General features: G+C 69.5%; 19 protein-coding genes. 11 read left to right on the top strand and 8 right to left on the bottom strand.

Annotation, left to right across the window (positions count from 1 at the left end; translation table 11 throughout):
• Positions 1-2 precede the first annotated feature (2 nt).
• Together ABD151_RS02715 and ABD151_RS02710 are read right to left on the bottom strand one after the other, a co-directional pair.
• Positions 3-314 carry a DUF4235 domain-containing protein gene (locus tag ABD151_RS02715; RefSeq protein WP_343991082.1) on the bottom strand — a complete coding sequence of 104 codons (312 nt, stop codon included), beginning with the start codon at positions 312-314 and terminating at the stop codon, positions 3-5.
• 62 nt (positions 315-376) lie between these two features.
• Positions 377-817 (bottom strand): DUF3093 domain-containing protein, encoded by a 441-nt coding sequence (locus ABD151_RS02710; protein ID WP_343991080.1) that lies wholly within the window; start codon positions 815-817, stop codon positions 377-379.
• 51 nt (positions 818-868) lie between these two features.
• Here ABD151_RS02710 and dut point away from each other — a divergent pair, with 51 nt between their 5' ends.
• Genes dut through ABD151_RS02690 form a run of 4 tightly spaced genes read left to right on the top strand, consistent with a single transcriptional unit; the run spans position 869 to position 3,178 of the window.
• Positions 869-1,348, top strand: coding sequence for a dUTP diphosphatase (gene dut, locus ABD151_RS02705; RefSeq protein ID WP_343991078.1), 480 nt, complete (start codon positions 869-871; stop codon positions 1,346-1,348).
• Positions 1,345-2,010, top strand: a complete 666-nt coding sequence (locus ABD151_RS02700) for a DUF3710 domain-containing protein (protein WP_343991076.1) — start codon at positions 1,345-1,347, stop codon at positions 2,008-2,010. Before dut ends, ABD151_RS02700 begins: the two co-directional genes overlap by 4 nt.
• A gap of 2 nt (positions 2,011-2,012) precedes the next feature.
• Entirely contained in the window at positions 2,013-2,387 is a 375-nt protein-coding gene (locus ABD151_RS02695) for an OB-fold nucleic acid binding domain-containing protein (RefSeq protein WP_343991074.1), read from the top strand.
• Positions 2,384-3,178, top strand: coding sequence for a DUF3159 domain-containing protein (locus tag ABD151_RS02690; RefSeq protein WP_343991072.1), 795 nt, complete (start codon positions 2,384-2,386; stop codon positions 3,176-3,178). Before ABD151_RS02695 ends, ABD151_RS02690 begins: the two co-directional genes overlap by 4 nt.
• On the opposite strand, the gene ABD151_RS02685 is transcribed toward ABD151_RS02690, so the two are convergent.
• Together ABD151_RS02685 and ABD151_RS02680 are read right to left on the bottom strand one after the other, a co-directional pair.
• Positions 3,175-3,846, bottom strand: a complete 672-nt coding sequence (locus ABD151_RS02685) for a potassium channel family protein (protein WP_343991070.1) — start codon at positions 3,844-3,846, stop codon at positions 3,175-3,177. The genes ABD151_RS02690 and ABD151_RS02685 overlap by 4 nt on opposite strands.
• Position 3,847: 1 nt before the next feature.
• Entirely contained in the window at positions 3,848-4,510 is a 663-nt protein-coding gene (locus ABD151_RS02680) for a potassium channel family protein (RefSeq protein ID WP_343991068.1), read from the bottom strand.
• Between the two features lie 57 nt (positions 4,511-4,567).
• Here ABD151_RS02680 and ABD151_RS02675 point away from each other — a divergent pair, with 57 nt between their 5' ends.
• Positions 4,568-6,619, top strand: coding sequence for an APC family permease (locus ABD151_RS02675; RefSeq protein ID WP_343991066.1), 2,052 nt, complete (start codon positions 4,568-4,570; stop codon positions 6,617-6,619).
• Positions 6,619-7,803, top strand: coding sequence for a class I SAM-dependent RNA methyltransferase (locus ABD151_RS02670; RefSeq protein WP_343991064.1), 1,185 nt, complete (start codon positions 6,619-6,621; stop codon positions 7,801-7,803). Before ABD151_RS02675 ends, ABD151_RS02670 begins: the two co-directional genes overlap by 1 nt.
• A 12-nt stretch (positions 7,804-7,815) precedes the next feature.
• On the opposite strand, the gene ABD151_RS02665 is transcribed toward ABD151_RS02670, so the two are convergent.
• Complete coding sequence (locus tag ABD151_RS02665) at positions 7,816-9,732, bottom strand: primary-amine oxidase (protein WP_343991062.1); 1,917 nt, start codon at positions 9,730-9,732, stop codon at positions 7,816-7,818.
• An 87-nt stretch (positions 9,733-9,819) separates the two neighbouring features.
• Between ABD151_RS02665 and ABD151_RS02660 the strand changes: the two genes are divergently transcribed.
• The gene (locus tag ABD151_RS02660; RefSeq protein ID WP_343991060.1) at positions 9,820-11,265 is read left to right on the top strand and encodes an aminobutyraldehyde dehydrogenase; all 1,446 of its coding nucleotides are present in this window, start codon (positions 9,820-9,822) and stop codon (positions 11,263-11,265) included.
• On the opposite strand, the gene ABD151_RS02655 is transcribed toward ABD151_RS02660, so the two are convergent.
• On the bottom strand, positions 11,266-12,819 hold the full coding sequence (locus ABD151_RS02655) for an APC family permease (RefSeq protein ID WP_343991057.1): 1,554 nt from the start codon (positions 12,817-12,819) through the stop codon (positions 11,266-11,268).
• Between the two features lie 84 nt (positions 12,820-12,903).
• Here ABD151_RS02655 and ABD151_RS02650 point away from each other — a divergent pair, with 84 nt between their 5' ends.
• Positions 12,904-14,313, top strand: a complete 1,410-nt coding sequence (locus ABD151_RS02650; RefSeq protein ID WP_415629837.1) for an NAD(P)/FAD-dependent oxidoreductase — start codon at positions 12,904-12,906, stop codon at positions 14,311-14,313.
• 9 nt (positions 14,314-14,322) lie between these two features.
• Entirely contained in the window at positions 14,323-15,684 is a 1,362-nt protein-coding gene (locus tag ABD151_RS02645; protein ID WP_343991053.1) for a flavin monoamine oxidase family protein, read from the top strand.
• Here ABD151_RS02645 and gabT read toward each other — a convergent pair.
• Both gabT and ABD151_RS02635 read right to left on the bottom strand, forming a co-directional pair.
• Complete coding sequence (gene gabT / locus ABD151_RS02640) at positions 15,681-17,033, bottom strand: 4-aminobutyrate--2-oxoglutarate transaminase (RefSeq protein WP_343991051.1); 1,353 nt, start codon at positions 17,031-17,033, stop codon at positions 15,681-15,683. The genes ABD151_RS02645 and gabT overlap by 4 nt on opposite strands.
• Before the next feature lie 101 nt (positions 17,034-17,134).
• Positions 17,135-17,932, bottom strand: coding sequence for an alpha/beta fold hydrolase (locus tag ABD151_RS02635; protein ID WP_343991049.1), 798 nt, complete (start codon positions 17,930-17,932; stop codon positions 17,135-17,137).
• A gap of 114 nt (positions 17,933-18,046) precedes the next feature.
• Here ABD151_RS02635 and ABD151_RS02630 point away from each other — a divergent pair, with 114 nt between their 5' ends.
• Complete coding sequence (locus ABD151_RS02630; RefSeq protein WP_343991046.1) at positions 18,047-20,092, top strand: fibronectin type III domain-containing protein; 2,046 nt, start codon at positions 18,047-18,049, stop codon at positions 20,090-20,092.
• Between the two features lie 225 nt (positions 20,093-20,317).
• On the top strand, positions 20,318-23,017 hold the full coding sequence (acnA, locus tag ABD151_RS02625) for an aconitate hydratase AcnA (protein WP_343991043.1): 2,700 nt from the start codon (positions 20,318-20,320) through the stop codon (positions 23,015-23,017).
• Positions 23,018-23,092: the final 75 nt, after the last annotated feature.

The raw sequence follows: 23,092 nt of genomic DNA, 5'->3' as shown, positions 1-23,092 counted from the left end.
GGTCAGCCGGCGTGGCCGGCCAGGTCGCCCGGGTTGTCGGCCTGCAGGTTGGGCGGCAGGTGGCCGGTCGACTTCTTGTAGTAGGTCGCCGCGCGACGCGAGGCGAGCATCTTGATCAGCGCGATGAAGGTGCCGCTGAGCGCCGCCCAGGCCACCGCTTCCCAGAGGTCGACGTCCGGGTCGGCGGGGTTGCTCGGCGGCTCCTTGCCGGTGGCCGCCTTCCAGCCGGTGTTCAGAGCCTTCTTCGCGGCTGCGGCGCTGATCAGCGCCGTCACCAGGGACATCGAGGACCAGAGCTTCGAGCTCTCTGCCATCGGTTCCTCCTCCGTTCGTCGACTGCGTCGAGGCAAGCCTACGGTGAGCGGAGTGCGCACCGTCAGGAGTTGAGCGCCCGGGCCAGCCGCTTGGGGTGGCGGGTCGAGATCAGCCAGTAGGGCGTGGGGTCCTGGGGATCGGTGATCTCCACGCGCACCGCACGCTTGAGGTAGGGGCGCAGCACCAGGAAGGCGCGTGCGTCGGCGTCGACGCCCGCCGCGCGGTGGCTCTGCTCGGCGTCCAGCGGCGTCGCGGTGCCGACGTGCTCGCGTGCGATGTGTGCACGCCCGGCGCGCAGCTCGCGGTCGTTCACCTCGATCCGTGCGGCGCCGTAGGACAGCAGGCCGCCGCCCACCACCAGTGCCACGATCAGGGTGATCGCCAGGACGGCCAGGCCGGACAGGGCGTCGACGACGGCCACCGCCAGCCAGAAGCTGGCCACCATCATCGTCCCCTGTGCCCACCAGCGCAGGGGGACGGTCAGTCGCTCGACGTACTCCACGCAGTGAGTTTCCCATTCGGTCCGCAACCGGGCGCAGGTAGGGTCTCGATCATGTCCGCAACAACGGTCCAGGTGCTGGTGCGCCGGCTCGATCCCGACCTTCCCCTGCCCGGCTACGCGCACCCCGGTGACGCCGGTGCCGACCTGATGACGACCGTCGACGTGACCTTGGAGCCGGGGGAGCGGAGGCTGGTGCCGACCGGCATCGCGCTGGCCCTTCCGCCGGGCTTCGTCGGCCTGGTGCACCCGCGCTCGGGGCTGGCCGCCAGGCACGGACTCTCCATCGTCAACGCGCCGGGCACCATCGACTCGGGCTATCGCGGCGAGGTCAAGGTCCTGCTGCTCAACACCGACCGCGAGGCGCCGATCGTGCTCGCGCGCGGCGACCGGATCGCGCAGCTGGTCATCCAGCGGTACGAGCATGCCACCTTCGTCGAGACCGACAGCCTCGATGACTCGGCGCGTGGAGCAGGGGGCTACGGTTCCACCGGCGGGTTCGCCGGAGCAGAGGCACAGAGGAGTACACGGTGAAGTTTGGACGCAAGGCCAAGGCGGAGAGCCGGCCCACGGACGACGTGGCGACCACCGCCGGGTCCGAGGCCGCTGCGGAGACTCCCGAGGCAGCCGCACCTGACGGCCCCCGAGACATCGCCGAGGTCGACGTGGAGAACGACGGCATCGGCCGGGTCGACCTGGGCGGCATGCTGCTGGCCCCCGCGGACGGACTCGAGCTCCGGCTGCAGGTCAGCGAGTCGGACGGCGTCGTCCAGAGCGTGCTGCTGGCCGACGAACAGGGCGCTGTCGAGATCCGCGCCTTCGCCGCCCCCAAGGACGGCGACCTGTGGGGTGACGTGCGCAAGCAGATGGCCGCGGAGATGGCGCGCCAGGGCGGCACCGCCACCGAGCGTGAGGGCAGCCAGGGCACGGAGCTCTACTGCGAGATGACCGTGCAGACGCCTGACGGTCGTACCGGCACCCAGCCCAGCCGCGTGGTCGGCTTCAACGGGCCGCGCTGGTTCCTGCGCGCCACCTACCTGGGCCTTCCGGCGATGCAGGTCGAGGCGGCCGAGCCGTGGGAGTCCGCGGTGCGCAACATCGTGGTGCGCCGCGGCGACGGCCCGATGGCTCCCGGCGACGCGTTGCCGGTGAACCTGCCGGCCCAGGCCCGACGGGTCTCCCCGACCGAGGAGTGATCGTGCAGGAGGATCGCCCGCACCGCAGCCGACTGCGGCGTCGGATCAGCAGCTGGGCCAACAGCACCGATCAGCATGCGCGCGACCTCCGCAAGACCTATGCCCGTCCCGGGCAGGTCAGCGTCGCCGAGGCGCCCGACCGCGAGCAGGTCACGCTGGCCGGCACGCTGCGGTCGGTGACGTTGCGCCCCCGTGGCGGAGTCCCGGCACTGGAGGCCGAGCTCTATGACGGGACCGGGGTGGTCACCCTGGTCTGGCTCGGCCGTCGCCGGATCGCGGGCGTGGCGGCCGGTCGCTCCATCTCCGTGCGCGGGCGGATCGGCGTGCAGGAGAATGTACGGGTGATCTACAACCCGCGCTACGAGCTGCTGCCATGACCGACGACAGCGCCGGTGTGATCCCGGGGGACCCGCACCACCCGACCGGGCAGACGGTCGAGGCCGTCGTCCGCCAGCAGCTCTCCAAGGCGCTCGGCGGTCGGCGCGGCATGCTCGAGGCGGCCGTGCCGACGGTGATGTTCACCTTCACCTTCCTGGCTACCAAGGACCTGCGCCTCGCCTTGACGGTGAGCCTGGTGACCGCCGTCGGCGCGCTGATCGTGCGACTGGCCCAGCGCTCCTCTCCGCAGTTCTGCATCAACGCGCTGATCGGCATCGGGATCGGCGCCGCCTTCGCCCTGCGGGCCGCGAAGGCCGGGGGAGACGCCAACGACCAGGCGCTCGCCTACTTCCTGCCGGGCCTGCTCTACAACGCCGCGTACACGGTCGGGCTGGCGTTCTCCAGCATCATCCGCTGGCCGCTGGTCGGCTTCATGGTCGGCAGCGTCACCGGCGACCTCACCGCGTGGCGCAAGGACCCGCAGATCCTCAAGCTCTGCAACCGGTTGACCTGGCTTCTGGTCCTGCCCTGTCTGGCGCGAGTGGTCGTGCAGACGCCCTTCTACGTGCTGGGCAAGAGCGGCGAGATGAGTCCCGACACCGCCATCGCGGCGCTCGGCATCGCCAAGATCGCAATGGGCTGGCCGCTGCAGCTGGCGGCGCTCGCGGCCATGGTGTGGCTGTTGGCGCGGGACTCCACGCCGATGTCGGCCGAGCAGGCGGAGGCGGCTGCGCAGAAGCTCAGCGCCCCCGCCGACGACGTCGACGAGGACGACGCCACCGCGCGCTAGCCGCGATCGGCGCGGGGCGCCAGCATCTGCTCGAGCTCTTCCTCGACCTCGGCGCCGACCACGAACATCAGCTCGTCGCCGGACTCGATCGGCTGCTCGCCGTCCGGGGGATAGACCTGGCCGTCACGCAGGATGGTGACCAGCGAGCAGTTCTCCGGCCACGGGATCAGGCCGGCCGGGGTGCCCACGTAGGGCGAGTCCTCGGGAAGCACCATCTCGACCAGGTTCGCGTTGCCCTTGCGGAAGGTGAAGAGCCGGACCAGGTCACCGACCGAGACCGCCTCCTCGACCAGCGCGGACATGATCCGCGGCGTCGACACGTTGACGTCGACGCCCCACGCCTCGGTGAAGAGCCACTCGTTGTCGGGATGGTTGACCCGGCCGACGGTGCGGGGCACGCCGAACTCGGTCTTCGCGAGCAGCGAGGTGACCAGGTTGACCTTGTCGTCACCGGTCGCGGCGATCACCACGTCGCACTGCTGCAGGCGGGCCTCCTCCAGCGAGGACAGCTCACAGGAGTCGGCGAGCAGCCATTCGGCGTCGGGCACCTGCTCGGGGCGGATGGCGTCCGCGGCCTTGTCGATCAGCAGGACGTCGTGTCCGTTGACGATCAGCTCTCGGGCGATCGAGCGCCCGACGGCCCCGGCGCCGGCGATGGCAACGCGCATCTCAGTCCTCCTGCGGTCCGCGCTGGACCACCCGGTAGGCGGCAGCGGCATTCTCTTCTCGCATCACCAGATGCAGGATGTCGCCCTCCTGGAGCACCGACTCGCGGGTGGGCAGGAGGCCCTCGCCGAGGCGGTCGATCCAGGCGATGCGGACCTTCGCCTGCTCCTGCAGGTCGATGGTGCGGTGGCCGATCCAGCTCTCGGTGATGCTCACCTGGTCGAGCCGGATGGTGCCGGACGGGTCCCGGAAGGTCGGCTCGGCGCCAGCGGGCAGGAGGCGGCGCAGCACCTGGTCGGCGGTCCACTTGACGGTGGCCACCGTGGTGATGCCGAGACGCTGGTAGACCTCGGCGCGGCCCGGGTCGTAGATCCGGGCCACGACGTTGGAGATGCCGAACGTCTCGCGGGCCACCCGGGCCGCGATGATGTTGGAGTTGTCGCCGCTGGAGACGGCGGCGAAGGCGTCGGCACGGGTGATGCCCGCCTTGTTCAACACCGCCTGGTCGAAGCCCTCGCCGGTGATCTTGTCACCGTTGAAGGAGGGGCCGAGACGCCGGAAGGCCTCGGCATTGTGGTCGATGACGGAGACGGTGTGGTTGCGGTCCTCGAGACCGCGGGCAAGGGTGGAGCCGACGCGGCCGCAGCCCATGATCACGACATGCACGAGGCTGACGCTACCGCAGCGAGCGTTCTGGCGCGGTCTGGACTAGCCTGACTCCTCGTGGGTGTCGGTGACGTATCGAAGCGAATCCTGCTGGGGCGCAAGCTCCGCAGCTCGCAGTTGGGGGAGACGCTTCTCCCCAAGCGCATTGCGCTGCCGGTCTTCGCCAGCGACGCGTTGTCGTCGGTGGCGTATGCACCGGACGAGATCTTCATCATGCTGGCGCTGGCCGGTGCGAGCACCTACGCCTGGTCGTGGAAGATCGGCATCGCCGTCGCCGTCGTGATGGCGGCCGTGGTGGCCTCCTACCGGCAGACCGTGCACGCCTACCCGAGCGGCGGCGGCGACTACGAGGTGGCCAAGGTCAACCTGGGTGCCAATGCCGGCATGACGGTGGGTGCGGCCCTGCTGGTCGACTACGTGTTGACGGTGGCGGTCTCGATCTCCTCGGGCGCCCAGTACGCCGCCGCGGCGATCCCCGCCGTCTCCGGGCATGAGGCGACCTTCGCGATCCTGTTGGTCGGCGTGCTGACCGCGCTCAACCTGCGCGGTGTGCGGGAGTCGGGAACCTTCTTCGCGATCCCCACCTACGGATTCATCGTCGGTCTCGGCGTGATGTTCGGCTTCGGCTTCTTCCAGTGGATGACCGGCGGCCTCGGCCAGGTCGAGAGCGCCGGCCTGCAGATCGAGCCGTCCCCGGGCTACGAGCAGGAGCTCACCACGATCGGCCTGATCTTCCTGCTGGCACGGGCCTTCTCGTCCGGCTGTGCCGCGCTGACCGGCGTCGAGGCGATCTCCAACGGCGTGCCGGCCTTCCGGCGCCCGAAGTCGAAGAACGCCGCGACGACGCTGCTGCTGCTCGGCCTGATCGCGATCACGATGATGCTCAGCGTGATCACCCTGGCCCGGCAGATGGGCCTGCGCTACGTCGATCCGCACCACCTCGACCGGCTGCGCAACGCGGACGGCTCGCCGGTCGGCGACGACTTCGACCAGCACACGGTGATCGCCCAGCTCGCCAAGGCGATCTTCGACGGCTTCCCGCCGGGCTTCTACTTCGTGGTGATCTGCACCGGCGTGGTGCTGGTGCTGGCTGCGAACACCGCGTTCAACGGCTTCCCGGTGCTCGGCTCGATCCTGGCCAAGGACCGCTACGCACCCCGTGCTCTCGCCTCCCGCGGCGACCGGCTCGCCTACAGCAACGGGATCGTCTTCCTCGCGGTGATGGCGGTGGCCCTGATCTGGGTGTTCGACGCCCAGGTGACGCGGCTGATCCAGCTCTACATCGTCGGCGTCTTCATCTCCTTCACGCTCTCCCAGCTGGGCATGATCCGGCACTGGACCCGCCACCTCGACACCGAGAAGAACCCGGCCGCACGCCGTCACATGCAGCGCTCACGGGTGATCAACACGGTCGGCCTGGCCTTCACCGGCACCGTCCTGGTGGTCGTGCTGGTCACCAAGTTCCTGGCCGGCGCCTGGATCACCCTGCTGGCGATGGGCATCTTCTTCCTGATCATGCGCGGCATCCGCAAGCACTACGACCGGGTCGCCGACGAGCTCTCGGCGGACGACTCGGACAAGGTGCTGCCGACCCGGGTGCACGCCATCGTGCTGGTCTCCAAGCTGCACAAGCCCACCCTGCGCGCGCTCGCCTTCGCCAAGGCGACCCGGCCGAACGTGCTGGAGGCGATCTACGTCAGTGCGGATCAGCGTGAGGCCGACCAGATCGTCGACGAGTGGGACCGGCGGGGACTCGACGTCCCGCTCAAGGTGCTGTACTCGCCCTACCGCGAGCTGGTCCGCCCGGTCGTGGAGTACGCCACAGAGATCCGCCAGGCGAACCCCCGCGGTGTCGTCGCGGTCTACATCCCCGAGTACGTTGTCGGGCACTGGTGGGAGCAGTTGCTGCACAACCAGACCGCCTTGCGTCTCAAGGGGCGTCTGCTCTTCACCCCCGGCGTCATGGTGACGTCGGTTCCCTATCAGCTGAGTTCGTCGAAGGTCGCCTTGGCACGTGCCGAGCGTGGCCGCCGCCGCGTGCTGGCCGGTGACGTGCGCCGTGGTGCGCCGTCGGTTCCGGACCGGCGCGGCTACCGCCAGGAGGATTGATGGCCCGCACCACCCGCGAGCGCAAGGCCCGGGGTGCTTCCCTGGTCGGCCGCCGCTACCAGGTCCAGATCGGGGCGGTGGCCCATGGCGGACACTGCGTCGGGCGGATCGCCGAGCTCGGCGACCGGGTCGCCTTCGTCCGGCATGCGCTGCCCGGCGAGCTGGTCGAGATCCAGATCACCGAGGGCACCGAGGGCGACCGCTTCCTGCGCGCGGACGCCGTGCAGGTGTTGACGCCGTCCGCGGACCGGGTGGATGCGCCGTGCCTGGTCGCTGGTCCGGGCGGCTGCGGAGGCTGCGACTTCCAGCACGTCGAGCTCGGGGCGCAGCGCCGGCTCAAGGCGGACGTCGTCCGCGAGCAGCTGGTCCGCCTCGGCGGCTTCGATCCGGCCGACCCGCTGGTGGCCGACCTGGTGGTGCAGCCCGTGCCGGGCGACCAGGACGGTCTGCGCTGGCGGACCCGGGTGGAGTACGCGCGCACACCGGATGGTCACCAGGGGATGCGGGCGCACCGCTCACGTCGGGTGGTGCCGGTCGACGACTGCCTGATCGCGGCTCCGGATGCCCGGGTGGCCTCCCAGTCGCGCGGGACCGTGATCATCGAGCGGGTGCGAGCCGCTGCAGGGGAGCGCGCGTTCGAGGTCGAGGGCGACGGCTTCTGGCAGGTCCACCCCGGTGCCCCGACGGCGTTGGTCGACCAGGTCACCGCGTACGCCGAGGTCCGCCCTGGCGACCGGGTCGTCGACCTCTACTCGGGAGTCGGACTCTTCTCCGGCTTCCTCGGCGCACAGGCCGGTGCGAGCGGTGCGGTGACCCTGGTCGAGGGCAGCCGCAGCGCCTGCGGGCACGCTCGCGAGAACCTGGCCGACCTCGACCGGGTCCGGGTGCTCACCGGCTCCGTCGACGAGGTGCTGGGGGCCGGCACGGTGAGCGGCGCCGATGTGGTCGTCCTCGATCCGCCGCGCGAGGGTGCCAAGCGCGCGGTCGTGGAGGCCGTCGCCGCTCTGGACCCGCGCACCGTCGTCTACGTGGCGTGTGACCCGGCCGCCCTAGCCCGCGACCTCAAGATCTTCGGCGAGCTCGGCTGGAGGGTCACCGACCTGGCGTCGTTCGACCTCTTCCCGATGACGCACCACGTGGAGTGCGTCGTGCGGCTGACGAGGAGCGGCTCCGACCAGGGGTGACGACGGTGCGGCTCAGTGACCGCAGTGGCAGTCGTCGCCGCAACAACCACCTGCCGTTGCCGCGGCGGGAGCGACGTCGATCGATGGGTTCTGGTCGAAGAAGCCGAACGGCTTGAGCCAGAACGACACCGTGTCCGCGGGCATCACCGGCCAGTCCTCGACCCGGGTGATGTGGTGGATGCCGAAGACGTACCAGAGCACGACATCGGTGTTCTCCAGGGATTCGTCGTCGGCGATCCACCGGCTCATCCCGGTGTCGGTGGTGGACTGCGTCGGGTAGTCGCCCGCCGGCCAGCGCTCGCCCTCGTGGTGGCGCGTCACCCACAGCGTGTGGCCGATGACCGGTGCACGCAGGAACTGCACCGTGTCCGGATCCATCAGCGCGGGGATCGATGCGCTGGGCACCAGCTTGTAGCTCGGGTGGGCGCCGTGGCGGTTCGTCCTGTTGGGGTTGGTGACCTTCCACGAGCGCTGGCGATGCCAGTCGAAGTCACGCCCAGCCTCTGCCTCGCTGCGGACCGGCGTTGCCTTCGTGACCACCGCGAGGCCGTACGGGTTGTCGGCAGAGACCGGCAGCGCCTCGGAGTCGACCTCCATCACCGTGTTGCCGTCCCCGTCGATGTCGAGGTCGAGTCGGGCCACCAGGAAGTGCTGGTGGAACGGTGCGTAGGTGCCTCGGTCGACGACGGTCCCGGTCGCGGGAGCCCCGTCGGCCTCGTCGTAGGGCGTGGTCACCATGATCCCGGTCGCGCGGACCTCGCACTCGATGTTGCCGTCCTGGTAGAAGCGCCAGTAGACGATGTACTCGTAGTTCGCGACCGTGGCATGGAAGGAGACCACCATCCGCCGCATCCGGCGGACCTCGGCGCCGGTGTGACCGTCGACGTGCTTCCAGAGCACGGCGTTGTCCTCCTCATGCAGGCAGAGCGCGTTCTTGATGACGTACGGCTCGCCGAGGGAGTCGTGCAGCACCGCGTCGACGTACCGGATCTCACCGAGGCAGTCGCACCCCAACTCGAGGGAGGTGGTCATGAAGCCGAGGCCCCATTCGCCGATGTCGTACGCCGTGCGCCGGTGGTGCTCCCAGGACGGGTCCCGGTAGGGGACGACCATCTCGGCGAACGACAGCCGGTGCGCGATCTCGCGGCCGTCGTAGGCCACCTGGTGGATGGTCAGGCCCTCGCGGAAGTTGAAGCCCAGCCGCATCGACCACCTCTGCCAGGTCAGCGCGGTGCCGTCGAGGGTGAACGAGACGCCGTCGGGCTGGGTGATCTCCAGCGGCTTCAGATCCGTGCGGAGCGTGCCCTTCCACGGGCCGGGGGCGTACTCGGCATCCACCGCCGGCATGCCGGGATTGGGGCCCTGGTCGATCTGGAGCAGCTCATTGGTGTTCATGTCCACGATCAGCTTCAGCCCGGGCACCGGGTGCGCATAGGGGTTGCCCTCAGGGGTGGCGCGCGACCAGATGTCGCACCAGCCCAGGCGCCGATCGCGCCACTGCTCGGGCATCAACGCGCCGCCGTACGTCCACGCATCGATCAGGACCAGACTCATGTCGGTGATCCCGCGCTCCGCGAGCGCCGCGATCACCTCGGGGTGCTCGCGCATCGCCACGTCGCAGTCGTGCCACTCGTCGACGGTGAAGTTGGGGGTGGCGCCGGGGACGTGCGTCCACGAGGTGACGGCGTCCGCCACCAGATCGACGGCTGCCTCGTAGGCCTGGTTGTCGGCCCGGTTCCACAGGACGGCGAAGGCCGAGCGGGGGACCGGGTCGCCGGCGCGCCACGCCTTGAGCTCCGCCTTGGCCGGCTCTAGCAGCTCGACGCCCGCATAGCGCCAGCCCTCTCCGACACCCCGGTCGCGCCGGAGTACGGCAGCGACCTGGCGGAACTCATCCTCGGTCAACGGCTCAAGCGGATGCTGCGGCATGTCTGCTTCCTCTCGACGCGCTCCTCGCTTCGGCCTAGCCTGAATCGAGATCGGCCCGTGCGCAACAGAACCGATGAGGGAGTAGCCATGGCGGAGCAGAAGGTCTTCCACAACATCATCAACGGGAAGGTCGCGGAGTCCTCCTCGGGCGCGATGATGGACGTCATCAACCCCACCACGGGTGCGGCGTACGCCATGGCCCCGAACTCCGATGAGCACGATGTCGATCTGGCCTGCCAGGCCTCGGCCGCCGCGTTCGAGAGCTGGCGCTGGACGACCCCGAGTGAGCGGCAGCGCGCGCTCCTCAAGCTGGCCGACGTGATCGAGGAGAACGCCGACGAGCTGGTCGCCATCGAGTCGGAGAACACCGGGAAGCCGATGTCGCTGACGATGTCGGAGGAGCTCCCGCCGATGGTCGACCAGATCCGGTTCTTCGCCGGAGCCGCCCGGGTGCTGGAGGGCCGGTCCTCGGGGGAGTACCTCAAGGGCCTCACCTCCTCGATCCGGCGCGAGCCGGTGGGGCCTGTCGCCCAGGTCGCGCCGTGGAACTACCCGATGATGATGGCGGTCTGGAAGTTCGCCCCAGCGCTTGCGGCGGGATGCACCGTGGTCCTGAAGCCGTCGGACACGACCCCGGCGTCGTCGTACTGGATGGTGGAGAGGATGCAGGAGATCTTCCCACCCGGCGTCTGCAATCTGGTCTGTGGCGATCGCGACACCGGGGCGGCGCTGACCGCGCACAAGGTGCCCCAGCTGGTCTCGATCACCGGGTCCACGCGGGCTGGCATGGCAGTCGCCACCGCGGCCGCGGGCGACCTGAAGCGCGCCCACCTCGAGCTGGGTGGCAAGGCGCCGGTCGTCGTCTTCGACGACGTGGACATCGCCGCTGCCGTCGAGGGCATCTCCGTGGCCGGACTCTTCAACGCGGGCCAGGACTGCACGGCAGCCACCCGTGTGATCGTCCAGGCGGGCGTGTACGAGGAGTTCACCGCGGCGCTCACGAAGGCAGCGGCCGCGACCCGGACCGGGTACGACCCGGCCGACGAGGAGATCCTCTTCGGCCCGATCAACAACGCGAACCAACTGGCCCACATCGGTGGGCTGGTGGACCGGACGCCGTCGCATGCCCGGGTCGCCACCGGCGGCAGCCGGGTCGCGCGCGCGGGCTACTTCTTCGAGCCGACCGTCATCGCCGACCTGCGCCAGGACGACGAGCTGATCCAGACCGAGGTGTTCGGTCCGGTGATCACCGTCCAGAAGTTCCGCGACGAGGATGAGGCCGTGCGGATGGCGAACGGCACCGCCTACGGGTTGTCCTCCTCGGTGTGGACCTCGGACGTCGGCACCGCTGCGCGGATGTCGGCGCGCCTCGACTTCGGCTGCGTCTGGGTCAACACCCACATCCCGCTGGCCGCCGAGATGCCGCACGGCGGCTTCAAGCACTCCGGGTACGGCAAGGACCTCTCGATGTACGGACTCGAGGACTACACCAGGATCAAGCACGTGATGGTGCATCACGGCTTCGAGGGCTGATCACTCCGGCGCCTTGACCGGCGTGTCGTGGTGCAGCGTGTCACCGTGGAAGAACGGCTTCTGCTCGGAGCGCCGCGCCAGCAGGAACATCACCGGGAGCCCGAGGAGGATGGTGCCCATCCCGAAGAGGAACACGCTCCCGATCTCCCAGCCCAGACCGGGAACGGTCCAGGCGCCGACGTAGCCGTAGTCGGCGGCGAGCATGTCCTTGGCGCTCTTGATGAACGCGAAGGTGAGGATCAGAGCCCCCGTCAGCGGCAGGATCCCCTTGATCCAGAGGTCCTTGCCACCCTTGAGGATGTCGGAGCGGAAATACCACACGCACGCGTACGCGGTGATGCCGTAGTAGAAGGCGATCATCAGGCCGATGGCGAGCAGCACGTCGCCGTACACGTTCTCGCCCATCAGGCTGAGCCCGACGTAGATCGCGATCGCCGTGGCGCCGATCGCGAAGGTCGAGAACGATGGGGTCGCGAAGCGCGGGTGCACCTTGGCGAACTGGGACTGGATCGCGCGATAGACGCCCATGGCCAGGGTGCCGCGGGCCGCCGGCAGGATCGTGGTCTGGGTCGAGGCGACCGCCGAGACCAGGACGGCGAGCAGGACGATCCAGTCCCAGTCACCCAGCACCGGTTGGCCGATGGCACTGAACACGTCGTCGGCGTTCGCCTCGTTGCCGAGTCCGATGCCGGTGGTGCCGACGCCCGCGTAGGAGACGGCGGCGAGCGTGGTGAGCAGGTAGGTCGCCAGCAGGATCAGGGTCGCGGCGATCGCCGCGCGGCCGGGGGTACGGCCCTTGTCCTTGGTCTCCTCGTTGAGCGACAGGATCGTGTCCCAGCCCCAGTAGATGAAGATCATCAGCAGCATGCCCTCGGTGAGAGCTGCCCAGCCGCCTCCGCCGTCGGCGAAGAACTCCCACGGGTTGAACCACGACGCCGAGATGTCGATCGAGGTGTCGGGCCAGTCACTGCCGAAGATGGCGATGAACGCGACCACCACCAGGATCGCGAGGGCGACGTACTGGATGCCGACCAGCACGTTCTGCAACCAGTTGGCGATCTCGATGCCGCGGTAGGAGACCCAGGTCATCGTCGCGATGAACACCACGCCGAGGAAGGTCACCCAGAAGGTGCTGTCGGCCAGGTCGTCGGCGTTGAACAGCAGGAAGGTGTACTGCGCAGCGACCTGGGCCAGGTTGGCGAGCACGATGATCCCGGCCATCGCCAGCACCCAACCCGAGAACCAGCCGGTGCGCGGCCCGAAGGCCTTGGTCACCCAGGTGAAGGTCGTGCCGCAGTCCGGGATCACCTTGTTGAGCTCGCGATAGGCGAAGGCCGTCAACAGCATCGGGATGAAGCCGAGGATGACGGCCACGGGTGCGAGCACCCCGGTGGCGATCACCACGTAGCCCAGCGTCGCGGCCAGGGAGTACGCCGGAGCGACCGACGCGAGACCGATGACGAGGGTGCCAGCGAAGCTCAGCGTGTTGCCGCTGAGCCCCTTGTCCGATCCGGTGTCCTGGGCTGCAGGCTCCTCACGCGCTGACGTTGACATACCTACGACTGTAGGGGCGTGGGTGCCCACCGACGATAGCCCCCAAATGGGGAAAATCTGCCGCGATCCTCTGCGCGTCCTACGATGATCAATGTGTCGCGCCCCGCCGTCACCGCCCTAGCCCACGCCGAGCCGATGGTCTTCTGGCTCGACGATCCGGCGGCGCCCGCAGCGGAGCCGATGCTGGTGGGCGATCTCGCAGCGGATCTGGTGGTCGTCGGCGGCGGCTACACGGGCCTGTGGGCAGCGCTCTTGGCCAAGGAGGCAGACCCGGCCCGCGACGTCGTGCTGCTGGAGGCGCAGACGGTCGGCTGGGCCGCCTCCGGGCGCAACGGCGGGTTCTGCGCTGCCAGCCTGACCCACGGCGAGGCCAACGGCCTGGACCGGTTCTCGGGTGAGTTCGACGTGCTCCAGCGGATGGGCCGGGCCAACCTCGACGGGATCGAGGACACCCTGCATCGGCACGGGATCGATGCCGAGTTCGAGCGCACCGGGGAGATCGACTTCGCGGTGGCCCCCTGGCAGGTCAAGGAGCTGCGGGTACTCGTCGGGCAGATTCGCGACCACGGTGGGAACGTCGAGTTCCTCGACCAGGACCAGGCCCGCGACTGCGTCGACTCACCGACCTACGTCGGCGGGATGCGCGACCCCGACGGCGTCGCGATGGTCCACCCCGGCAAGCTGGCCTGGGGCCTGCGGCGTGCCTGCCTCGACCTGGGCGTCCGGATCCACGAGCACACCGAGGCGACCGGGATCGCGAAGGACGGTGCGCACCTGCGGCTGCGGACGGCGTACGGCTCGGTGCGCGCACCGAAGGTGGTGCTGGGAACCAACGTCTTCACCGGCCTGCTCAGGCGGCTGCGGCACTACGTCGCCCCGGTCTACGACTACGTGCTGGTGACCGAGCCGTTGTCGGCGGCGCAGCTGGCGTCGGTGGGCTGGCGGGGGCGCCAGGGGTTGGCCGACTCGGCGAACCAGTTCCACTACTACCGGCTCACCGCCGACGACCGGATCCTGTGGGGCGGCTACGACGCCGTCTACCACTACGGCAGCCGGGTGCGTGCGGAGTACGAGCACCGTCCGGCGACGTATCGGCTCCTTGCCGAACAGTTCTTCGAGACCTTTCCCCAGTTGGAGGGCCTGTCGTTCACGCACCGCTGGGCAGGTGCGATCGACGCGTGCACGCGGTTCACCTCCTTCTGGGGCCAGGCCTACGGCGGCCGGCTGGCCTACGTCGCCGGGTACACCGGACTCGGGGTCGCCTCGACCCGGTTCGGGGCGCAGGTGCTGCTGGATCTGGTCGACGGCGTCGACTCCGAGCGGACCCGGTTGGACTTCGTGCGCAGCAAGCCGCTGCCCTTCCCGCCTGAGCCGTTGCGCTACGCCTCGATCATGGCGACCAAGTGGTCGATCGAGCGGGCGGACCTGCACGAGGGCCGCCGCAACCTGTGGTTGCGCACGCTCGACCGGTTCGGACTGGGCTTCGACTCCTAGGGGGGCAGCGTGCAACGTGACGTCGATGTGATCGTGGTCGGAGCCGGGCTGTCCGGACTCACCGCCGCACGAGCGGTACTGCGCGCGGGCTTCGAGCCGCTGGTCCTCGAGGCCAGCGATCGGGTAGGTGGCCGCATCCTGACCGAGGAGCCGCTGCCCGGCGTGTTCCTCGAGCTGGGCGCGCAATGGATCGGCGACACCCATCACCGGATGGCTGCACTCGCTGAGGAGCTCGGGATCGGGCTCTATCCCCAGTTCGAGGAGGGCGAGACGTCGTACGAGTTCGCAGGGGAGGTGCTGCGGGGCGCGGCGTTCCACCGCAAGTACGACGACGACCTGGCCGCCGTGGACCGGGTGTTGCGTGAGCTGGACCGGATGGCTGCCAGCGTCTCGGTGGCCGAGCCCTGGGCCGCGCCGGACGCTGAGGAGTGGGATCGGATCTCGGTCGGTCAGTGGTACGACGCTCAGGGCCTGTCGCCCCTTGGCCGAGAGCTCCTGGACATCTGCACCGTCGGCATTCTCGCCGTTCCGACCGTGGAGGTGTCGTTGCTCGGACTGCTCGTCAACGTGGTCACCTGCGGGGTGACGGCCGACCTGCTGTCGGAGTCGGAAGGGGGTGCGCAGACGAGGCGATTCGTCGGCGGCACAGCCTTGATTCCGCAGAGGCTCGCCGAGCTCCTGGGAGATCGGGTGGAGCTCGATTCTCCGGTCCTGAGCATCGAGCACTCCGCCGACTCGGTGACCGTCACCTGTCGCGGTGGACTGGTTGCTCGCGGGCGTCAGGTGGTGGTCGCGCTCGCCCCGACGCTCGCCGGCCGGATCATGTACGACCCGCCTCTGCCGGCGAAGCGGGACCAGCTGACCCAGCGGATGCCGCAGGCGTCGGCACACAAGATGTTCGCCGTGTACGACGAGCCGTTCTGGCGTGCGGACGGGCTCAACGCCCAGCTCATCTCGAGCGTGGGCCCGGCCCGGATGTCGAACGACTCGTGCATGCCCGAGGAGACCGGCGGTCCCGGCATCATCCTCGGCTTCCTCGAGGGGGAGAGCGCCCGGATCGAGGGCAGGTGGCCGGCTGCGCAGCGCCAGGAGGCCTTCCGCGACGAGCTCGCGCGCCACTTCGGTCCCCGGGCGGGCCGCCCGGAGCTCATCGTGGAAGGCGGCTGGGCGGACAAGGAGTGGACCCGCGGCTGCTACAACGCCAACCCGGGGCCGTGCGGCTGGATCCACTTCGGTGACGCGCTCGCCACGCCGGTCGGGCCGATCAAGTGGGCCGCCACCGAGACCGCGCTCGTGTGGAGCGGCTACATGGAGGGTGCGGTCGACGCCGGGGAGCGGGCGGCACGCGAAGTGCTGGCCGACCTGTCCTAGCTCAATGCCGTGAAGACGTCCGCCAGTACGTCACACGCCTCGGCCAGCAGAGCATCGGGGATGGCCAGCGGCGGCAGCAGGCGGAGCACGTTCCCGTAGGTGCCGCAGGTCAGGACGACCACTCCCTGCGCCGCAGCCGCGGCGGCGACGGCCTTGGCCAGCTCCGCGTCGGGTTCGGTGCCCCCCGGGTGGACCAGCTCGATGGCGACCATGGCGCCGCGTCCGCGCACCTCGCCGATCCGGGGATCGTCCCGCTGGAGCGCGGTCAGCCGCTCGATGAGCATCTCACCGATGCTGCGAGCCCGTTCCAGGAGCTCGTCGGCCTCGATGGTGCCCAGGACGGCGAGCGCGGCAGCGCAGGCGAGCGGATTGCCGCCGTAGGTACCGCCGAGGCCGCCGACGTGGGCCGCATTCATGATGGCGGCACGCCCGGTGACGGCGCTCAGTGGCAGCCCACCGGCGATGCCCTTGGCGGTGGCGATGAGGTCGGGGACGAGACCCTCATGCTCGATGGCGAACATCGTGCCGGTGCGGGCGAACCCGGTCTGCACCTCGTCGGCGACGAAGACCACGTCGTTGGCGCGGCACCACGCGACCAGTGCCGGAAGGAACCCGGGCGCTGGGACGACGAAGCCGCCCTCGCCCTGGATGGGCTCGATCACGACAGCCGCCAGGTTGGCCGCTCCGACCTGCTTCTCGATCACGTCGATGGCCCGCTGGGCGGCGGCGGGGCCGTCCGCTCCGCCGTCACGGAACGGGTAGGACATCGGTGCGCGGTAGACCTCCGGAGCGAACGGCCCGAAGCCCTGCTTGTAGGGCATGTTCTTGGCGGTCATCGCCATCGTCAGGTTGGTGCGGCCGTGGTAGGCGTGGTCGAACACGACGACGGCGTTCCTTCCGGTGTGGGCGCGGGCGATCTTGACCGCGTTCTCGACGGCCTCGGCGCCCGAGTTGAACAACACGGTCTGCTTGGCGTGGTCTCCCGGCGTGATCCGGTTCAGCGCCTCGGCGACCTCGACGTACCCGGCATAGGGCGTGACCATGAAGCAGGTGTGCGTGAATGCTGCGGCCTGGCTTGTGACCGCATCCACGACGCGGGGTGCGCTGTTGCCGACGGTGACGACCGCGATGCCCGAGCCCAGGTCGATCAACGAGTTGCCGTCCACGTCCAGGAGCACGCCGCCCCCGGCGGCGGCCACGTAGACAGGGAGTGTGGTGCCGATCCCGGCCGGCACCGCCTCGGTCTTTCGCGCGTGGAGGGCGAGCGAGGCTGGGCCGGGGATCTCGGTGAGGACGCGGCGTCTCTGCGGCAGACCGGGACCGCCCACGGCGACAGGATCGATGGTCACGATGCTCTCCCTTGGTCTGGAGGTAGTCACCCGCCACGACAGGTGGCGTCCTACTTCCGACACTATGCGTTCTGCGGGCGACGCGGCACCCTTGCGGGCCGTCACCCACAGCCGTCCGCGTGACCGGCAATGAACTCGACGATGTCTGCAGCGACCCGGCTCGGTTGCTCCCAGAGCACGAGATGGCCGGTGTCGGGATAGATCACGAGCCGGCTTCCAGGGATCGCGGCACGCAGAAGGGTTGCCTGCTCGCGGGGCAGCACGTCGTCGTCCGCTCCCCAGAGGATCAGCGTCGGCACGGTGATGGAACCGCGCTCCAGTGGCGGGGTCGCGGAGATCAGGCCTTCGAACGAGGCCAGCCATACGCGGCGGGGGATCCCCGCGACGGCGGTGCGCTGGCTCTGGAGGAACGACTCGGGAACCGGCGTGTGGAAGGTGAAGGCGCCCAGCAGGCTCGCCACGTCGTCGTCGGTCAGCGGTTCGCTGAGGTGGGTGAGGAGGTCGGTGAGGCCACTCGCATCGACGGCACTCAGGTCGCCGGGCGCGCCCACCAGGACCAGGCCGAGCACGCGCTCTGGGTTGGTGACCGCCACCTGCTGCGCGAGGTACCCGCCACTGGAGGTGCCGACCAGCCAACAACGCTCGATCTCGAGGGCATCGAGGAGGTGGACCAGATCGTGGCCGAGGGTCCCGACGTCGTAGCCACCGGGGGGCTTGCTGCTGTCACCGACGCCGCGTTGGTCAGGGACGATCAGGCGCGTCGTGGCGGGCAGTCGCGGTAGGAGCCGGTCGAAGCTGCGGTGCGTCTCACCCCACGCGTGCACCAGCAGCACCGGAATTCCGGTGCCCTGCTCGTGTACGGCCAGGCGGATGCCGGGGGCGACCGTGATCCGGTGCATCCCTCATTCTCGCTCATTCGCCGCCGGGCGAGCAGCCTTCAAAGGTCCCGGGACGGTACTAGTCCGGTCTAGCGCGCATGACGGCAGATGCTTGGATACTGAAAGAATCTGGACATGGTCCTTCTTCCCTTCTCCCGGCCCTCCCGGCGTGGTGAGCAGCAGTCTCAGGCGGGACGGCGCCCCCATGTCGCCGCCGCGCTGGCAGCGCTCCTCGCCGGATCGGCCGCAGTCGTGGTGAGTGCGCCCAGCGCCTCTGCCGCGAGCTCGTCGTGTACCGACGGCACGACGCCGTCGCCCCTCAGCACGGTCTCGTGCGTGACGTCCGGCAACTACACGCTCGGCGTCCCGTCCGGCACGACCGACGTCGACGTCGAGGTGGTCGGTGGTGGCGGTGGCGCTGGCTATCCGGCCCGCCAGCACATCGGCGGCAATGCCGCCCAGGTCACCGGCAACCTCACCCTTCCCGCAGGCACTGAGTACCTGTACCTCATCGTCGGCGCAGGTGGCGGCGGCAACAACAACGGGTTGGGCTACGGAGGCGGAGGCTCCGGGATCTTCGCCCTCGACGGCAACCACAACCTGATCGCCAAGCTGGCGATCGCCGGGGCCGGCGGTGGCGGCTCCTATAACGGCGATGGCGGCAACGCCGGTCAGGCAGGCACCAGCGAGAACCCTGGCTTCGCCGGAGCGGGAGCGCCCGCCATTGGCGCTGTCGGCGGTTCGGGCGGCGTCGGCAACTACAACAATGGCGCCGCGGGCGCGTCCAACAACCCGGGTGCGGCCACTCTCGCCGCGGGAGGTGCCGGAGGCACGTACCCGAGTGGTTCGACCGGTGGGAGCGGCGGCGGGGGATATGGCGGCGGTGGCGGCGGTGCCGCGGGCAGTCAGGGCATCCTGAACGTGTACACGGGTGGCGGCGGTGGGGGATCCTCGCTTGCGTCGGCCTACCTGAGCGGTGCCGCGATCGCGATCCGACCGGGCACCGGCGGCATCCAGCTGCCCGCTCTGGTTGCCGGTGACGGCGCTGGCGGCTCGATCACCATGACCTTCAACGGTGCGCCGCCCGTGACGGTGCCGGGTGCGCCGACGGGTGTGTCGGCGGTTGCGGGTGATGGTGAGGCGACGGTGTCGTTCACGGCCCCGGTCGAGGACGGGGGTGCGGCGATCACCGAGTACACCGTGGCCGCGAGCCCCGGGGATGTCACGAAGACCTGTGCGGCCAGCCCCTGCACGGTGACCGGTCTGACCAACGGCACCGCCTACACGTTCACGGTGGTGGCGACCAACAGCGTCGGTGACTCGGTGGAGTCTGCGCCGTCCGCTGCGGTGACGCCGGTGCGTCCGGTGACGGTGCCGGGTGCGCCGACGGGTGTGTCGGCGGTTGCGGGTGATGGTGAGGCGACGGTATCGTTCACGGCCCCGGTCGAGGACGGGGGTGCGGCGATCACCGAGTACACCGTGGCCGCGAGCCCCGGTGATGTCACGAAGACCTGTGCGGCCAGCCCCTGCACGGTGACCGGTCTGACCAACGGCACCGCCCACACGTTCACGGTGGTGGCGACCAACAGCTTCGGTGACTCGGTGGAGTCTGCGCCGTCCGCTGCGGTGACGCCGCAGAGTGCTCCCGTGGTGACCCCGACGCCCACGCCCATACCTGTGAACTGGTTCCGTGACCCGTTGACCAGAAAGCAGCGCGCCCAGCTGGCGCCGGTGCCGACGCGGCCCGAGCGCGCGAAGGGACCCGCCCGGCGCACCAAGGCCCTGCACCGCACCGCCAACGGCACGCTGGCGGTTCCGGCCGGCAAGGCCCGCGGACACCAGCTTGCGGCGGGCCAGGGCGTACAGCTGACCGGGCTCTTCCGCTACGACTCGGCGCGGCTGACGCCGTCCGGGCGCAAGAAGCTGGTCCGGTTGGTCGGCAGCCTGCGCAACGTGCGCGCGCTGACCTGTGAGGGCCACGCCGACTACGCCGGCAATGACCGCCGCGAGCAGACGCTCTCCGAGCGTCGGGCGAGGACGGTCTGCACCGTGTTGAAGCAGAAGCGGCCGAAGCTGGCCACGAAGGCGATCGGCTACGGCCAGCGCCGTCCGGCCGTGATCGGTGGCACGGTCTCTCAGCGGGACCTGAACCGCCGCGTGGTGGTGCTGATCCGCCGCTGATCCACCCCTTGCGACGTCGGTCATGCGCCACCTCGGGCCGTGACCGACGTCGTTCGGCAACGGCATGCCGTTACCGGTTCTCACTCGATCTCATGTATCTTGATGTCGAGAGATATCGACGGACTAGGCATCGCGGAAGTTAGGCAAACCTTGCTTCCGGAGTCGCTGGTGGCAGCGGCAGACTGGGTCCGAGCGAAACCGCGAACTTTCACAAGGAGATGGCTGATGGCCAGTCAGGACAGCTTCGGCGCCAAGGGGGCGCTGGAGGTCAACGGCAAGTCGTACGAGATCTTCCGGCTCAACCAGGTCACCGGTGAGGGCGTGGACGTCGAGTCGCTCCCGTTCTCGCTGAAGGTTCTGCTCGAGAACCTGCTGCGCACCGAGGACGGCGCCAACATCACCGCGGACGACATCCGCGCGCTGGGCGCCTGGGACGCTGACGCCGAGCCCAACAAGGAGATCCAGTTCACGCCGGCCCGCGTGATCATGCAGGACTTCACGGGCGTGCCCTGTGTCGTCGACCTCGCCACCATGCGTGAGGCGATGGCCGACCTCGGCGGCGACCCGTCCAAGATCAACCCCCTCGCGCCCGCCGAGATGGTCATCGACCACTCGGTGATCGCCGACGTCTTCGGCACCCCCGACGCGTTCGAGCGCAACGTGGAGATCGAGTACGAGCGCAACCGCGAGCGCTACCAGTTCCTGCGCTGGGGCCAGGGCGCCTTCGACGACTTCAAGGTCGTCCCGCCGGGCACCGGCATCGTGCACCAGGTGAACATCGAGCACCTGGCCCGCACCATCTTCACCCGCGAGGTGGGCGGCGTGCTCCAGGCGTACCCCGACACCTGCGTCGGCACCGACTCGCACACCACCATGGTCAACGGCATCGGCGTCGTCGGCTGGGGCGTGGGCGGCATCGAGGCCGAGGCTGCGATGCTCGGCCAGCCCGTCTCCATGCTGATCCCGCGCGTGGTCGGCTTCAAGCTCAACGGCGACCTGCCCGAGGGCTCGACCGCCACCGACCTCGTGCTCACCATCACCGAGATGCTGCGCAAGCACGGTGTCGTCGGCAAGTTCGTCGAGTTCTACGGCCCCGGCGTCTCGGCCCTGCCGCTCGCCAACCGCGCCACCATCGGCAACATGAGCCCGGAGTTCGGCTCCACGATCGCGGTCTTCCCGATCGACGACGAGACCGTCAACTACCTGCGCCTGACCGGCCGCTCCGAGGAGCAGCTGGCCCTGGTCGAGTCCTACGCCAAGGAGCAGGGCCTGTGGCACGACCCGTCGGCTGAGCCCCGCTTCAGCGAGAAGCTCGAGCTCGACCTCGCCACCGTGGTTCCGTCGATCGCCGGTCCGAAGCGTCCGCAGGACCGCATCGAGCTGTCGTCGGCCGCCGGCAACTTCGCCGAGGACGTCAAGACCTACACCTCGACCCCGGACCTCAAGGCCGAGGTCACCGTGAACGGTGAGACCTTCCAGCTGGAGAACGGCGCCGTCACCATCGCGTCGATCACCTCCTGCACCAACACCTCCAACCCGAGCGTGATGATCGGTGCGGCGTTGCTGGCGAAGAAGGCCGTCGAGAAGGGCCTCAAGGCCAAGCCGTGGGTCAAGACCACGCTGGCCCCCGGCTCCAAGGTCGTCTCGGACTACTACGAGAAGGCCGGCCTGACGCCGTTCCTCAACGACCTGGGCTTCAACCTGGTCGGCTACGGCTGCGTCACCTGCATCGGCAACTCGGGTCCGATCATCCCCGAGGTCTCGGCCGCGGTGAACGAGCACGACATGGCCGTCGTCTCGGTGCTGTCCGGCAACCGCAACTTCGAGGGTCGGATCAACCCCGACATCAAGATGAACTACCTGGCGTCCCCGCCGCTCGTGGTCGCCTACGCGATCGCCGGCAACATGAACGTCGACCTGTTCAACGACTCGCTGGGCAAGGACAACGACGGCAACGACGTCTTCCTCAAGGACATCTGGCCGTCGCCGGCCGAGGTCGAGGAGACCATCCGCGGCGCGATCGACACCGAGATGTTCGACGAGTCCTACGCCGACGTCTTCGCCGGTGACGACCGCTGGCGCTCGCTGCCCACCCCGGAGGGCAACACCTTCGCGTGGGACGAGAAGTCGACCTACGTCCGCAAGGCGCCGTACTTCGACGGCATGCCCGACGCTCCGGCGCCGGTCACCGACATCGACGGCGCCCGGGTGCTGCTCAAGCTCGGCGACTCGGTCACCACCGACCACATCAGCCCTGCTGGTGCGATCAAGAAGGACTCGCCCGCCGGCAAGTACCTGGCCGAGAACGGCGTCGAGCAGCGCGACTTCAACTCCTACGGCTCGCGCCGTGGAAACCACGAGGTCATGATTCGCGGCACCTTCGCGAACATCCGTCTGCGCAACCAGATCGCGCCGGGCACCGAGGGTGGCTTCACCCGTGACTTCACCCTGGCCGACAACGCTGCCGACGCTCCCGTCAGCACCGTCTACGACGCCTCGGTGAACTACCAGGCCGCCGGCATCCCGCTGGTCGTCCTGGCCGGCAAGGAGTACGGCTCCGGCTCGTCGCGTGACTGGGCCGCCAAGGGCACCTCGCTGCTGGGCGTCAAGGCCGCGATCGCCGAGTCCTACGAGCGCATCCACCGCTCGAACCTGATCGGCATGGGCGTCATCCCGCTGCAGTTCCCGGCCGGCGAGAACGCCGACAGCCTGGGCCTCACCGGCGAGGAGGTGTTCTCGTTCGCCGGCATCACGGAGCTGAACGAGGGTCGCACCCCCAAGACCGTCAAGGTCACCGCCACCAAGGCCGACGGCACCAAGGTCGAGTTCGACGCCGTGGTTCGCATCGACACCCCGGGTGAGGCGAACTACTACCGGAACGGCGGCATCATGCAGTACGTGCTGCGCAACCTGCTCAACGGCTGAGCGCACACCGCACCACCGGCCGCGGCCCGTCACCTCACGAGGTGACGGGCCGTGTCCCGTCTCCGGGCTGCCCGT

The sequence above is a fragment of the Nocardioides dubius genome, from assembly GCF_039528155.1.
GTDB classification, from domain to species: Bacteria; Actinomycetota; Actinomycetes; order Propionibacteriales; family Nocardioidaceae; genus Nocardioides; species Nocardioides dubius.
This window is presented reverse-complemented; position numbering and strand designations above follow the sequence as displayed.